A 13,988-nucleotide genomic window follows, 5' to 3' on the forward strand; every position below is an offset into this window, starting at 1 on the left:
GACCCCACGCGACGCTGCGCACCTCTTCAACAACCGCGCAGAGCAGGCAGGATAGGCCGATGGACATGATGCAATTGATGATCATAGGCGGCGGGGTTAGCCTTGTGCTGCTGATGGGCATCATCGCCTTCTCCGGTCCTTCGCCCGCGACGCATAGCGCGCGCCGGCTGCAGGCGGTGCGTTTCCGCCATTCCGACAGCACGACCGACCGCGTCGAGGCGCAATATCGCAAGGCGGTTGCGTCACGCAAACCGCGCACGCGCGCGGTTGCTGGCTCGCGTTCGCGGCTCGATGCGCTGGAGTTGCGGCTTACTCAAACCGGCAAGAAATGGACCGTCAGCCAATATCTTTACATTTCCGGCGGCCTCGCGCTGGCCACGGCGCTGTTCGTGTTTCTCAAGACCGGCTCGCCGATCATCGCGCTTCCGGTCGGCGTCATCGCCGGCGGCGGGCTGCCCCACATGTGGGTCGGGAGCACTATTGCCAAGCGCCGCAAGGGTTTTGTGACGCGCTTTCCCGATGCGCTGGAATTGCTCGTGCGCGGTTTGCGCTCGGGCCTGCCGATCACCGAAACGATGGGCGTGGTCGCGGCTGAATTGCCAGGTCCGGTGGGCGAGGAATTCAAGCTGGTGAACGACCGCGTCAAAGTCGGGCGGACCATGGACGAAGCGCTGCAGGTTACCGCCGACCGCCTCGATATGCCCGAATTCAGCTTCTTCTGCATCACGCTGGCGATCCAGCGCGAAACCGGCGGCAACTTGGCGGAAACGCTGGCCAACCTTGCCGATGTGCTGCGCAAGCGCGCACAGATGAAGCTCAAGATTTCGGCGATGAGCTCGGAATCGAAGGCTTCGGCCTATATCATCGGCGCGCTGCCCTTCATCGTGTTTGCGCTGATCTACTCGATCAACCCGCCCTACATGGGGCAGTTCTTTGTCGACGAACGTCTGATTATTGCCGGCATTGGCGGTCTTGTCTGGCTGGGCCTGGGCGCGTTCATCATGGCCCAGATGATCAACTTCGAGATCTGAGCGAGGAACGCGAGAACCATCATGCAACCAATTGCTCCGCACCCCACGCTGCTCGGCGTCGATGTTATCTTCGCAGGCTCGATCCTCGCCGGGCTTGCGGCGGTCGCAGTCATGCTCGCGATTTATGCCGCGCTGACCATCCGCGATCCGATGGCCAAGCGCGTCAAATCGCTGAACGCCCGGCGTGAGGAGCCCAAGGCCGGCATCATCGTCGTCAATGCAAAAAAGCGCCAGAGCATCCTGCGCCGCAACGATACCACCGATTCCATTCGCGGCTTCCTGCAAAAGCTCAAAGTGCTGCAGGACAGCCAGGTGGGGGGTCGTGCAGCAAAAGCTTGCTCAGGCCGGCATCCGCAAGAAGGAATGGGCGGTCGCGATCATTCTGTGCCGCATGATCGGTCCGATCGTGATGGGCGCGGTGTTCGGTGCGCTGATCTATTGGGTAGACTATTTCCCCACGTGGTCGAGCTTCAAGAAATTCGGTTTGTTCGCGTCGATGGTCATTCTTGGTTACAAGGGCGCCGATATCTGGATTGCCAATCTGGTGACCAAGCGCACCAAAGAGATCCGAAAAGGGCTCCCCGATGCGCTCGATCTGCTGGTTATCTGCGCCGAGGCAGGCCTGACCGTCGACGCCGCGTTTAACCGCGTCGCGCGCGAACTGGGCCGGGCCTATCCCGAATTGGGTGACGAATTCGCGCTGACCGCGATCGAACTGTCATTCCTCACCGATCGCCGCCATGCGTTTGAAAATCTTGCCTACCGCGTCAACCTCGAAGCGGTGAAGGGCGTGGTCACCACCATGATCCAGACCGAGCGCTATGGTACGCCGCTCGCCTCGGCGCTGCGTGTGCTTTCGGCCGAATTTCGCAACGAACGCATGATGCGGGCCGAAGAAAAGGCCGCGCGCCTGCCCGCGATCATGACCATCCCGCTGATTTTGTTCATCTTGCCGACGCTGTTCGTCGTGATCCTTGGCCCTGCGGCCTGCTCGATCAGCGACAACTTCCTCAGCAAGCACTAACGCCAGCGGCCCCCGCCTTTCGCGCACCCCGCGCGGAAGGCGGGGGCCGGGTCAATCAGCAATGCGCCACCTCGTGCTCGATCGCGCCGAACAACGAGTGGCCCTTGGGATCTCGCATCTCGATGCGCACCGTGTCGCCATAGCGCAGGAACGGCGTAACCGGTGCGCCTTCGGTAATCGTTTCGACCATTCGCTGTTCGGTGATGCAGGAAAATCCGCGACCGCCTTGCGCCACTGGGCGGCCCGCCGATCCATCCGGATCGCGGTTCGACACGGTCCCCGATCCGATGATCGAGCCGGCCATCAGCCGCCGCGTCTTGGCCAGATGCGCGATCAGTACGCCAAAGTCGAAGGTGCAATCCTCCCCGGCATCGGCGCGGCCAAAATGCTGCCCGTTGAGATCCACCAGCAGCGGCAGATGAAGCTTGCCGCCGCGCCAGTGTGCGCCAAGTTCAGCCGGCGTGACAAACACCGGCGAGAAATGGCTGGCCGGCTTGGATTGGACAAAGCCATAGTCCTTGGCCAGCTCATTGCGCACCAGATTGCGCAGCGACACATCGTTGACCAACCCGATCAGGCGGATGTAGTCCAGTGCGTCGGCTGGGCTTACGCCTTGCGGCACATCATCCGTCACCACCACGATCTCCGCCTCGAAATCGCAGTCCCAAGCCTCATCCGCCAGCAGGATCGGATCGCGCGCGCCGCGCAGATCATCGCTGCCGCCCTGATACATCAGCGGGTCGGTCGCGAAGCCGGGCGGAAGCTCCGCGCCGCGCGCCTGCCGCACCAAAGCCGTGTGATTGAGGTAAGCGCTGCCATCTGCCCATTGATAGGCGCGTGGCAACGGGGCCGCCGCCTCGCGCTCGTGAAAGCGCTTGCGCGGGATGGCGCCGTGTTCAAGCTCGATCGCCAATGCTTCCAGCACCGGTGCAAACTGGTTCCATTGATCGAGCAGAGCCTGCATCGTGGGGACAATGTGATCGGCATCTGCATACCACGCCAGATCGTTTGAAACGACGATCAGACGGCCATCGCGCAGCCGCGGCAAACTGGCTAGTTTCATCGGCTTGAACTTTCTATCATGCGCACGGCGGACGACAATTTGTCGAGCAGCGCGCTCAGCTTCTGCGTTTCACTTGGCGTAAAGGCGGCAAAAATCCTTTGATACGCGGCAATCGCCTGCGGCCAGATCTGGCCATACATCGCAGCCCCGGCTGCGGTCAGCGCTAGAAAGTGCGAGCGCCCATCGGCCGCGTTAGGATCGCGTCGCACCAGCGCCCGATCCTCCAGCACTTTGCTCGCCCGGTTCACCGCAACTTTGTCCATCAAAGTCACGCGGACCAGATCGCGCTGGGTCAGCGGCCCGGCATCGCCAAGCACCGCCATGATCCGCCATGATCCGCCATTCCGGAATCTTGAGTCCGAACTGGCTGTGATATTCGCCCGCAATCAACGCACTGACCGCATTCGAGGTGATCGCCATGCGATAAGGGATAAAATCAGACAGCCGGGTTTGGTTTGCAGCCATCTGCGCAATGTCTACTGAAACCAGATCACGGCGCAAGCGAAACGGTGCATGTTGCGCAACATAACTTAGCCCGAGCCGCACAAGGCTCTTGGACATTCACCGCAGCGCGCGCCCTGCGACCGCACCCAGCATCGCCGCCAGCTTCTCGTCGCGCTGCCCCGGCGCGGTCATGATCGCGCCGTCCAGCGCGTGGTCGATCGGGCTGGCGCTGCGCACTGGCGGCAAACCTTGCGCAAGGTTCGCAATCGCCGCGCGCGCAGCGGCGGCATTGGCGCGCATCACTGCCAGCACCTGCTCCACCTCGACATGCTCGCCTGCGCGCCAGCTATCGTAGTCGGTGACCATGCCGATCAGCGCATAGGGCAGTTCCGCCTCGCGCGCGAGCCGCGCTTCGGGCATCGCGGTCATTCCGATCACATCCGCGCCCCATTGGCGATAGAGCCTGCTTTCCGCGCGGGTTGAAAACTGCGGACCCTGCATCGCCAGATAGCAACCGCCGCGATGCACGACAGCCCCGGCGCGCTCCGCCGCATCGGCAAGGTGGCCGGAAAGCCGCGGGCAAACCGGGTCCGCCAGCGAGACATGCGCGACCAGCCCCTCGCCAAAAAAGCTTTGCGGGCGGCCATGCGTGCGATCGATGAATTGATCGACCGCAACAAAGCTGCCCGGCGCATAGTCCTCGCGCAGCGAGCCGATCGCGGAAACAGCAATCACATCAGTCACGCCGCAGCGCTTGAGCACATCGATATTGGCGCGCGCGTTGATCGCTTCGGGCGCCAATCGGTGCCCCGCGCCGTGGCGTGCCAGAAAGACATACCGCACAGCGCCGATCCGCCCGATCGTGACCGGCCCGGAAGGCGCGCCAAATGGCGATGACACGGCGATCTCCTGCGCGTCCTCCAGCCCATCGAGCGCATAGAGCCCCGAACCGCCGATCACGCCGATCGTCCACCCGTGCTCAGCGCTCCCAGCCTCAGCGCGCAAGGATGCCCGCCATGACGAAATCGACGGTGTGTTCGCGGTATCGGTCGCGCAGATTTTCGCTCAGCGTATCCTGGCCAAAGCAATGGCGCAGAACCAGCCTTGCCGAGAAAAATCGATCTGCCGCGCCGGTCACGGTGAAGTAAAACAACTGCGGATCGATATTGCGGAACACACCGGTCTTGATGCCAGCACTGATCAAACGGTCATAAGCCTTGTTCAGCGGCAGAAGGTACTTCTCCGCGATCCGCCGCGCCTCGCCCTCATCGCTGTCGCGCACCAGCCGCATCAGCAGGCGGTTGAGATAGGGATAAGCGTAATAGGTATCGATGCAGCGCGCGATATGGAGGCGCAGCTTGTCCTCGGGCGCCATCCGGTCCTTGGCCAGCAGCGCATCGACCGACGTGATGATCGCCACCATGTCGCGGTCGAGCAAGGCGCTCAGCATGCCCGCCTTGTTGCCGAAGTAATACTTGACCAGCGCCGAATTGAGGCCCGAACGCAGCGAGAGTTCGGATAGCGAGATATCGACCTGATCGCCCTCGCGCATGATCTGCGATGCGGTTTCGAGCAGAAGCTCACGCGCGCCTACCTGATCCGGTGCCTGCTCCGCCGTGCCTACGCCCTCGCTGATCGGTGGTTGCGCGATCTCGTTCATTCCCAAACCGGTTCATCCCACCACGGGTAAAACGACGGCATATCCGAAGAAACGCGCCCCGGGTAGCTCGGCGCGCGCTTTTCCAGAAAGCTGGCCACACCTTCTTTCACATCATCTGTGCGCGCCATCGTATAGATCGCGCGGCTATCGACCCGGTGCGCCTTCATCGGGTGATCGAGCGCGGCATTGCGCCACAGCATCGCACGGGTCATCGACACCGAGATCGCGCTCGTATTGTCGGCAATCTCGCGCGCCAAGGCATGGGCGGCGGGCAGCAGATCGGCGGGTGCGTAGAGCGAGCGCACCAGCCCGCCGCGCAAGGCTTCCTCGGCACCGAAAATCCGCCCGGTCATGCACCATTCCAGCGCCAGTGGCATGCCGACAATCCGCGGCAAAAACCAGCTCGACGCAGCTTCCGGCACCAGCCCGCGCCGCGCAAAGACAAAGCCATAGCGCGCAGTGGTCGAAGCAAGGCGGATATCCATTGGCAATTGCATCGTCGCGCCCACGCCCACCGAAGCACCGTTGATCGCCCCGATCAGCGGCTTTTTCGACTGGAACATGCGCAAGGTGATCATGCCGCCGCCATCGCGCACGCGCGTGTCAGACAAATCCTCCACCGCCTCTGCGCTGGCAAATGGCACCCCGCCGTCATCAGGGGTCAGATCTGCACCGGCGCAAAAGGCCTTTTCGCCAGCGCCCGTGACGATCACCGCGCGCACGCTGTCATCGGCGTCGGTGCGATCGAACGCATCAATCATCTCGGCCATCATCGTGTGCGTATAGGCGTTCATCTTGGCGGGGCGATTGAGCGTCAGCACCGCCACGCCGTCAGCAATATCGAGCAGGATCTTCGAATACTCGGCCATGCTATGCGCTCCTGATATCATGATTGGGGATAGCCCCTATTTATTGCCCCGCCTATCAAATGGGGACTGTCCCTATTTCTCTAGCGCGGCGATTTACCTCGGCGCCATGCGGATCGCGCCGTCGAGCCGCACATCCTCGCCATTGAAATAGCCGCACTCGATCATCGTCAGCGCCAGCTGCGCATATTCCGCCGGAACGCCGAGGCGCTTGGGGAACGGCACCGACGCGGCGAGCGCGTCCTTCACATTCTGCGGCGCGGCCTGGAGCAGCGGGGTATCGAAGATGCCCGGCAGGATCGTGTTGACGCGGATGCCTTCGCTCATCAGGTCGCGCGCGATGGGGAGCGTCATGCCGACAACGCCGCCTTTGGACGCCGAATAGGCCGCCTGCCCGATCTGGCCGTCCTCAGCCGCGACCGACGCTGTGTTCACAATCGCGCCGCGCTCGCCGAACTCGTCGCAAGGCTCCAGCGTCATCATCCCCGCCGCCGACTTGGCGATGCAGCGGAACGTGCCGACAAGGTTGATCTGGATCAGCCAGTTGAATGCTTCCAGCGGGAAGTGCTTGATCGAGCCGTCTTCCTTGCTGCGGCTCGCAGTCTTCACCGCGTTGCCGGTGCCGGCGCAGTTCACCAGCACGCGTTCCTGCCCGTGCGCCGCGCGCGCCTTGGCAAAGCCAGCGTCCACGCTCTCGTCGCTGGTCACGTTGACTTCGCAGAAAATGCCCCCGATCTCAGCCGCGACCGCTTCGCCCTTTTCCTTCTGCATGTCGAAAATGGCGACCTTCACGCCCTTGGCCGCCAGCGCGCGTGCCGTCGCCGCACCCAGACCAGACGAACCACCCGTGACCACTGCGGCAACCGAATTATCAAGCTTCATGGCATTTCTCTCCTGAAATCAATCACATCATCTCAACGATGGTCACGTTGGCCACGCCGCCGCCTTCGCACATCGTCTGCAAACCATACTTCAGCCCCCGCGCCTTCAGCGCATGGAGCAGGGTCGCCATCAGCTTGGTGCCCGAAGCGCCCAGCGGATGGCCCAGCGCAATCGCGCCGCCATTCACATTGAGCTTCGCCGGGTCCGCGCCGGTGTGCTTCAGCCAGGCCATCGGCACCGAGGCGAAAGCCTCGTTCACTTCAAAGAGATCGATATCGCCGATCTTCATGCCCGCCCGCTGCAGCGCGCGGTCGGTGGCGAAGAGCGGTTCTTCCAGCATGATCACCGGATCGCCCGCTGTGACCGTCAGGTTGTGAATGCGCGCCAGCGGGGTCAGCCCGTGCGCCTTCAAAGCGGCCTCCGAAACGATCAGCGCCGCGCTCGCGCCGTCGCAAATCTGGCTGGAACTGGCGGCGGTGAGGAAACCATCGGGCGACAGCAGCTTCACGCCCGCGATGGATTCCAGAGTCGCGTCAAAGCGGATGCCCTCATCGGTGATGTGCATCGCCGAGCCGTCCGGCGTCTCGATGGCAATCGGCACGATTTCGCCATCAAACGCGCCAACCTGAGTCGCCGCAATCGCCTTCTGGTGGCTCGAAAGCGCAAACGCATCGAGCTGATCCTTGGTGAAGCCATGCTTCTTCACGATCATTTCCGCGCCCATGAACTGCGAGAACATGATGCCCGGATACTTCTCTTCCAGCAGCGGCGACTTGTAGTTGCCCAGCCCCTCTTTCATGTGAAAGATCGCGGTGGACCCCATTGGCACGCGGGTCATGCTCTCCACGCCCGCCGCGATCACCATGTCCTGCGTGCCAGACATCACCGCCTGCGCAGCAAACTGGATCGACTGCTGCGATGATCCGCACTGGCGGTCAATCGTCACGGCCGGCACCGAATCCGGCAGCAGCCGCGCCGCAAGCACCGCATTGCGCCCCACCTGCCCCGCCTGCTGCCCGCCCTGCGAGACGCAGCCCATGATCACATCCTCGATCGCCGAAGGATCAACCCCCGTCCGCGCGATGATGGCATCAAGCGTGGCAGCCGAAAGATCGACCGGGTGAACCCCCGCCAGCCGCCCATTCCGCCGCCCGCCAGCGGTCCGCACTGCATCAACGATATAGGCTACAGCCATGACACTCGACTCCCGTAAGCGTTCGTTTAACTGAACGATTAAGGGGTGCGGGGGGCGGGGTCAAGGGATGCCAGCGCGCCGCTGCCATTCCCCCCTCCCCGTCAGCCGGGACTTGATCCAGGACTTCGCGAGCAGCCAGCACACCGCCGCCACCCCCCTCCTCGTCACCCCGGGCTTGACCCGGGGTCCCGCTAGCAGCCAGCCCAGCGCTCGCAATCACCCGCCACAAACGAATCCAAATTCTTTCAAATTGAGGCGCTTGCGCGAGCTCCAAGCGGGACCCCGGATCAAGTCCGGGGTGACGGAAAATGGGCAGCAATCAGCCAAATGCGATCCACCGCCCCAGCCACCTCTTTCCCCTCACCCGTTCGGGGGAGGGCTGGGTGGGGGTGCGTGGCGCTTGTCAGAGAGGCCGCAGAGGGTTGTTCACCCCACCAACCGGTCCGTCCGCGCCGCCATCTCGCGCCACAGGCCATGCCCGCCCAGTCCAGCCACGCGCCGCCCCAGCCGTTCGGCCCAGAACGCGTCGCCGCCGAATTCGCTGCGCCAGCCCATGAGGCGGCGGGTCAGGTGGTTGAGGGCGTATTCGATGGTGAAGCCGATGGCGCCGTGCATGCGGTGCGCGATGGGTACCGCGCGGTCCACGGCTAGCCCCATGCGCAGTTTGGCCGCCGCGATCTCGAACGAGGCGTCTCCATAGTCGAGCGCCGCTGCGCAGGCTGCGGCTGAGGCATCGACTGCCGCTGCTTCCTCGGAAAACTCGGCCATCGCCTGCTGCACCGCCTGAAACTTCGCCAGCGCCCGGCCAAACTGCACGCGCGTGTTCACGTGATCAATGGCCAGCGTAAATGCCGCCTCCAGCGCACCGCTCGCCTGCGCCACGCGGGCAAACGCGCCCAGCGCCAGCAGATCGACGTCGCATGCCGCCGTTGCCGCCGCTGCGGCAGTGAAGCTGACGGCATCCCAAGGCTCACCCGCAGGCGAAAGCCCTTCGTCAAAGGTGCAGGCATCCGCATGGTAGAGCGAGAGCGTGCCACTCTCCACATGCACCACCGCTGCAGCATGGCGGCCATAAGGCACCAGCTGCCCCGGCGCGGCGATGGAAATCAGCCCCTCCGGAGCCGCAATCCCCGCCCCGGCCAGCAGCCAATGCGCAATCACAGGCTCGGCCAGCGGCGCGGCCAAGGCATTGAGCCCCGCCAGCCGCAGCACGGCCAGCACATCGCCCCAGTCCCCGCCAAAGCCGCCCGCATCCTCGGGCACCAGCAGCGTGGAAAACCCCGCCTCGGCCACTTGCGGCCAGGCTTCGGCAAAGGGCTTGCTGGAAAGATCGGCGAACAGGCCAGCGGCCATGTCGGTGAGCAGTGTACGATTATCGCTCATCAGCGCAGCCCCAGTCCTTTAGCGATGATCCCGCGCAGCACTTCGGGTGTGCCGCCGCGCAGCGAGAAGCTTGGGCTGGCGACCAGAATCCACGTCAGCAGCCGCGAAAGGTCGCTCTTGCCCGAAAGATCGGCATCGACTGCCGCCTGCACCATGCGCGGCAGCGCTTGTTCATAGGCGTTGCCCAAGTCCTTGACGATCGCCGCCTCGACCACTGGGTCTTCGCCCGCCGCCAGCTTGGCAATGGTCGACATCGACATTTGCCGCAGCGTCCACATTTCGGCCGTCAGCCGCCCGATCAGCTGCGCGGTCGGCGCGTCAGGCTCCGGCCCCACGGCATCGATCAGCGCGACGAGCAGCATGTGGCTGGAAAGATAGCGTTCCGGCCCCGAACGTTCGAGCGCGAGTTCGGCGACGACCTGCTTCCAGCCATTGCCTTCCTCGCCCACCAGCGCATCGTGCGGCAGCAGCACATCTTCGAACCAGATCTCGTTGAAATGGTGCGAGCCGGTCATGTCGATGATCGGGCGGATCGTGATCCCCGGCGTGTCGAGGTCGATCATCATTTGCGAAAGGCCCGCCTGCCGCTCGCTGCCCTCTTCGGTGCGCAACAGGGTCAGCGCAGCGTGGCTCTTGTGCGCGCCGCTGGTCCATACCTTCTGGCCGTTGATCCGCCAGCCCTCGTTGGTCTTCTTGGCAGAGGTGCGCACGCTGGCAAGGTCGCTGCCCGAGCCGGGTTCGGAAAGGCCGATGCAGGCATAGACTTCGCCGCGCGCCATGCCGGGCAGATACTTCTCGCGCTGGCTTTCCGTGCCATAGCGCAGCAGCAGCGGCCCTGTCTGGCGGTCGGCAATCCAGTGCAGACCCGCCGGTGCGCCAATCGCGAGCAGCTCTTCCAGCACGACATAGCGTTCGAGCAAAGTGCGCTCGTGCCCGCCATATTGTTTGGGCCAGGTCATGCCGAGCAGCCCGGCGCGGCCCATGGCTTTGGAGAATTCCTCGTCGAAGCTGAACCAGCAATTGGCGCGCAGCTCGACCGGCCAATTGGCCTCGTGGCTAGCGACCAGATCGCGGACCTGCTGGCGAAGAGCGGGAATATCGCCCTCAGGGCGAAACGGATGGAGCGGGAATATTTGCATCACCGCTGTCCCTATGGCAGCGGCGAAGGCATCGCAATCTCAAGATGAATAGTGCACCAGCCCAGAGGGGCAAAAAAGGGAGACCCGTTGTCATGACCCCATTCCTCAGCGTCGAGCGCCGTGGGCGCATCGCCGTGCTCACCATGGACCGCGCCGAATCGATGAATGCCATCGGCACCATCGAAGACTGCGACAACATCGTCGAAACCTTCTTCGCGCTGGGCAACGACCGTTCGGTCAGCGCCATCGTGCTGACGGGCGCGGGCCGCGCCTTCTGCACCGGCGGCAATATCAAGGGCATCCGCAACCGCCAGGGCATCGGCCCGCTCGATCAGCCCGATTCGACCGCGACCAACTATCGCCGCGGCGTCCAGCGCGCGACCCGCGCGATGCTCGATTGCGACGTGCCGATGATCGCTGCGATCAATGGCCATGCCATCGGCCTCGGCCTCGATCTGGCCTGCGTATGCGACATGCGCGTGGCGGCTGACACGGCGAAGATGGCCGCCAGCTTCATCAAGGTCGGCATCATCCCCGGCGATGGCGGCGCGTGGACGCTGCAGAAGCTGATCGGCTATCCATTGGCCGCCGAGCTGTTCCTTACGGGCCGCACGTTCGATGCCGCCTATGCCAAGTCCATCGGCCTGGTTGGCGATGTCGTCCCGGCTGCTGAACTGATGGACAAGGCGCTGGCGCTGGCCGAGGAAATCGCCGCCAACAGCCCGCGCGCGCTGCGCCTTACCAAGCGCCTGCTGCGCGAGGCCCAGCATGGCCGCGCGGGCGATGTGCTCGAACTTTCCGCTGCGTTCCAAGCGATCATCCACGAAACCGCCGACCACAAGGAAGCCGTCAACGCGCTGCTGGAGAAGCGTGCGCCAATGTTCACGGGGGACTGAGGCGTCAGGATTGACAAACACCCCTGCCCCACACCCACCACCCTGCTCATGCTGAGCTTGTCGAAGCATGCCAGCGTGGCGGTTGCGCCGCACACCCTTCGACACGCTCAGGGTGAGCGGGTGTTGGGATGCGGGGAGCCGGATCGCCGCCTCGGATGAGCGCTGAATCCGCCTTCATCGCGGCCTTGCAAGCGCTGGCGACGCACCCTGCGGCGCGCGGCCTCGCCGATGATTGCGCGGTGCTGGAGGTGGGGGGGGAAACGCTCATCCTCACGCATGACATGATGGTTGAAGGGGTCCACTGGCTCGCCGGACAAGACCCCGCAGACGTCGCGTGGAAGCTCGTCGCGGTGAACCTGTCGGACCTTGCCGCCAAGGGGGCGGAGCCGCGGGGCGTACTCCTCGGCTACACCCTAGCCGCCAACAACGCTCGCTTCGCCGAAGGCATCGGCCAAGCCCTCGCCCATTTCGATGTGCCCCTGCTCGGCGGCGATACTGTCGGCGGGGGCGGCGGCGCGCAGGCCATCGGGCTCACCGCGCTGGGCCGCGCCACGCACCGCCCCGTGCCCTCGCGCAGCGGTGCGCAAGTCGGCGACGGCGTGTGGCTCACCGGCCCGCTCGGCGGGGCGATGCTGGGGTTCGAAGCGCTGCGGGACGGAGCCGGCGCAGATACCGCCGCCTTCCGCCGCCCCGTCCCTCGCCTCGCCGAAGGCCGCGCGCTTGCGCCCCTCGTCACCGCGATAATGGACGTGTCCGATGGGCTGCTGCTCGATGCCAGCCGCATGGCGCTGGCCAGCGGCGTGACGATCGCGCTCGATGCCGATGCCATCCCCCTCGCCCCCGCGCTCCCGCCTGAACGCTGCCGCGATGCCTTTAGATGGGGCGATGATTACGAGCTGCTGTTCACGCTGCCCCTCGCCATCGCGCCCCCCGCCCCAGCCTTCCGCATCGGCACGGTGATCGCGCGCGGAGCCGACCCCGTGCTGCTCGATGGCTGTGCGCCGCTGGGACAGCTGGGCTACGAACACACCTGAAAAGGCTTGCACCAAGGGGCAAGCTGGCAGAAGATCATCCTCCAACGCGAAAAATTGACCCGCAAACAGCGGGCTGCGGATCATGGCATCCGCAAAAACAGGGGATGTCCGGATGAGTTTAACTGTCACCGCAATTGTTCTTGGGCTGCTCGCTATTGTCTATGGCTTCGTCACCAGCAGACAAGTCCTCGGCGAGTCCGCCGGTAACGCCAAGATGCAGGAAATCGCCGCCGCCATTCAGGAAGGCGCGCAGGCCTACTTGAAGCGCCAGTATACCGCCATCGCGGTCGTCGGCGTCATTGTCGCGGTCATCGTCGCCTGGGCGCTCGGGCCGATCTCGGCGGCGGGCTTCGTCATCGGAGCGGTGCTTTCGGGCGTCGCCGGGTTTGTCGGCATGAACATCTCTGTCCGCGCCAACGTGCGCACCGCCGCCGCCGCGATGAAAGGCCTGCAAAACGGCCTGACGCTGGCGTTCAACGCCGGCGCGATCACCGGCATGCTCGTGGCGGGCCTCGCCCTCCTCGCCATCGCCGGGCTGTTCTGGTACCTCACCGGCCCGGGCGGCTACACCGTCGGCGGCGAAGACCGCACCGTGGTGCAGGCGCTTACCGCGCTTGCTTTTGGCGCTTCGCTCATCTCGATCTTCGCGCGTCTCGGCGGCGGCATCTTCACCAAAGCGGCCGACGTCGGCGCCGATCTTGTCGGCAAGGTCGAGGCCGGCATCCCTGAGGACGACCCACGCAACCCCGCCGTGATCGCCGACAACGTGGGCGACAACGTCGGCGATTGCGCCGGCATGGCCGCAGACTTGTTCGAGACTTACGTCGTCACTGTCGGTGCCACCATGGTGCTCACCGCGCTCCTCCTCAAATCCGCGCCAAATCTGATGGATCTGATGGCTATGCCGCTGCTCATCGGCGGCGTGTGCATCGTCACCTCGATCATCGGCACCTATTTCGTCCGTCTTGGAGGCGGCAAGAACATCATGGGCGCGATGTACAAGGGCTTCCTCGTCACCGCCGTCCTTTCCGTCCCCGCGATCTGGTGGGCGATCAGCCATTCGCTGGGCGGCGACATGGAAGCCGCCATCGGCGGGCAAGCCTACAACGGCCGCAGCCTGTTCTATTGCGGCCTCGTCGGCCTCATCATCACCGGCCTGATCATCTGGATCACCGAATACTACACTGGCACAAACTACCGCCCGGTCCGCTCCATCGCCAAAGCCTCCGAAACCGGCCACGGCACCAACGTGATCCAGGGCCTCGCCATCAGCCTTGAATCGACCGCCCTTCCTACGCTGGTCATCTGCGCCGGCATCATCATCGCCTTCAAGCTCGCCGGCCTCATGGGCATCGCCTATGCCGCCACCGC

Annotated in this window: 13 protein-coding genes and 1 pseudogene; 5 read left to right on the top strand and 9 right to left on the bottom strand. The window is 64.3% G+C overall.

The window, feature by feature from the left end; all coding sequences use genetic code 11:
- Window positions 1–59: 59 nt before the first annotated feature.
- Both Q0O40_RS03530 and Q0O40_RS03535 read left to right on the top strand, forming a co-directional pair.
- The gene (locus Q0O40_RS03530; RefSeq protein ID WP_295526227.1) at window positions 60–1,031 is read left to right on the top strand and encodes a type II secretion system F family protein; all 972 of its coding nucleotides are present in this window, start codon (window positions 60–62) and stop codon (window positions 1,029–1,031) included.
- Window positions 1,032–1,052: 21 nt separating this feature from the next.
- Window positions 1,053–2,055 (top strand): annotated as a pseudogene (locus Q0O40_RS03535) (type II secretion system F family protein).
- A 55-nt stretch (window positions 2,056–2,110) separates the two neighbouring features.
- On the opposite strand, the gene Q0O40_RS03540 reads toward Q0O40_RS03535, so the two are convergent.
- The 9 genes from Q0O40_RS03540 to Q0O40_RS03580 all read right to left on the bottom strand — a co-directional run bounded on the left by Q0O40_RS03540 (window position 2,111) and on the right by Q0O40_RS03580 (window position 10,687).
- Window positions 2,111–3,118, bottom strand: coding sequence for a fumarylacetoacetate hydrolase family protein (locus Q0O40_RS03540; RefSeq protein WP_295526229.1), 1,008 nt, complete (start codon window positions 3,116–3,118; stop codon window positions 2,111–2,113).
- Entirely contained in the window at window positions 3,115–3,441 is a 327-nt protein-coding gene (locus Q0O40_RS03545; RefSeq protein ID WP_367183713.1) for a MarR family winged helix-turn-helix transcriptional regulator, read from the bottom strand. The genes Q0O40_RS03540 and Q0O40_RS03545 overlap by 4 nt, the downstream gene beginning before the upstream one ends.
- A gap of 238 nt (window positions 3,442–3,679) precedes the next feature.
- Complete coding sequence (mtnP, locus tag Q0O40_RS03550; RefSeq protein WP_295526231.1) at window positions 3,680–4,567, bottom strand: S-methyl-5'-thioadenosine phosphorylase; 888 nt, start codon at window positions 4,565–4,567, stop codon at window positions 3,680–3,682.
- Window positions 4,557–5,222 carry a TetR family transcriptional regulator gene (locus Q0O40_RS03555; protein WP_295526234.1) on the bottom strand — a complete coding sequence of 222 codons (666 nt, stop codon included), beginning with the start codon at window positions 5,220–5,222 and terminating at the stop codon, window positions 4,557–4,559. The genes mtnP and Q0O40_RS03555 overlap by 11 nt, the downstream gene beginning before the upstream one ends.
- The gene (locus Q0O40_RS03560; RefSeq protein ID WP_295526237.1) at window positions 5,219–6,091 is read right to left on the bottom strand and encodes a crotonase/enoyl-CoA hydratase family protein; all 873 of its coding nucleotides are present in this window, start codon (window positions 6,089–6,091) and stop codon (window positions 5,219–5,221) included. The genes Q0O40_RS03555 and Q0O40_RS03560 overlap by 4 nt, the downstream gene beginning before the upstream one ends.
- Before the next feature lie 93 nt (window positions 6,092–6,184).
- Window positions 6,185–6,970, bottom strand: a complete 786-nt coding sequence (locus Q0O40_RS03565; protein ID WP_295526239.1) for an SDR family NAD(P)-dependent oxidoreductase — start codon at window positions 6,968–6,970, stop codon at window positions 6,185–6,187.
- 22 nt (window positions 6,971–6,992) lie between these two features.
- Complete coding sequence (locus Q0O40_RS03570) at window positions 6,993–8,165, bottom strand: acetyl-CoA C-acetyltransferase (protein ID WP_295526242.1); 1,173 nt, start codon at window positions 8,163–8,165, stop codon at window positions 6,993–6,995.
- Between the two features lie 426 nt (window positions 8,166–8,591).
- Window positions 8,592–9,548: an acyl-CoA dehydrogenase family protein gene (locus Q0O40_RS03575; protein WP_295526244.1), complete on the bottom strand. Its 957-nt coding sequence runs from the start codon at window positions 9,546–9,548 to the stop codon at window positions 8,592–8,594.
- A complete protein-coding gene (locus tag Q0O40_RS03580; protein WP_295526247.1) occupies window positions 9,548–10,687 on the bottom strand; it encodes an acyl-CoA dehydrogenase family protein in 1,140 nt (379 codons plus the stop codon). The genes Q0O40_RS03575 and Q0O40_RS03580 overlap by 1 nt, the downstream gene beginning before the upstream one ends.
- A 92-nt stretch (window positions 10,688–10,779) precedes the next feature.
- Here Q0O40_RS03580 and Q0O40_RS03585 point away from each other — a divergent pair, with 92 nt between their 5' ends.
- The 3 genes from Q0O40_RS03585 to Q0O40_RS03595 form a co-directional block, all read left to right on the top strand.
- Window positions 10,780–11,583, top strand: coding sequence for an enoyl-CoA hydratase-related protein (locus tag Q0O40_RS03585; RefSeq protein WP_295526249.1), 804 nt, complete (start codon window positions 10,780–10,782; stop codon window positions 11,581–11,583).
- Window positions 11,584–11,738: 155 nt separating this feature from the next.
- Window positions 11,739–12,617 carry a thiamine-phosphate kinase gene (thiL, locus tag Q0O40_RS03590; protein WP_295526250.1) on the top strand — a complete coding sequence of 293 codons (879 nt, stop codon included), beginning with the start codon at window positions 11,739–11,741 and terminating at the stop codon, window positions 12,615–12,617.
- Window positions 12,618–12,729: 112 nt separating this feature from the next.
- Window positions 12,730–13,988: sodium/proton-translocating pyrophosphatase (locus tag Q0O40_RS03595; RefSeq protein ID WP_295526252.1), on the top strand; the 1,259-nt coding region annotated here is incomplete at its 3' end.

Origin of the sequence: Novosphingobium sp. Chol11, from assembly GCF_945870625.1 — a bacterium.
Taxonomy (GTDB): domain Bacteria; phylum Pseudomonadota; class Alphaproteobacteria; order Sphingomonadales; family Sphingomonadaceae; genus Novosphingobium.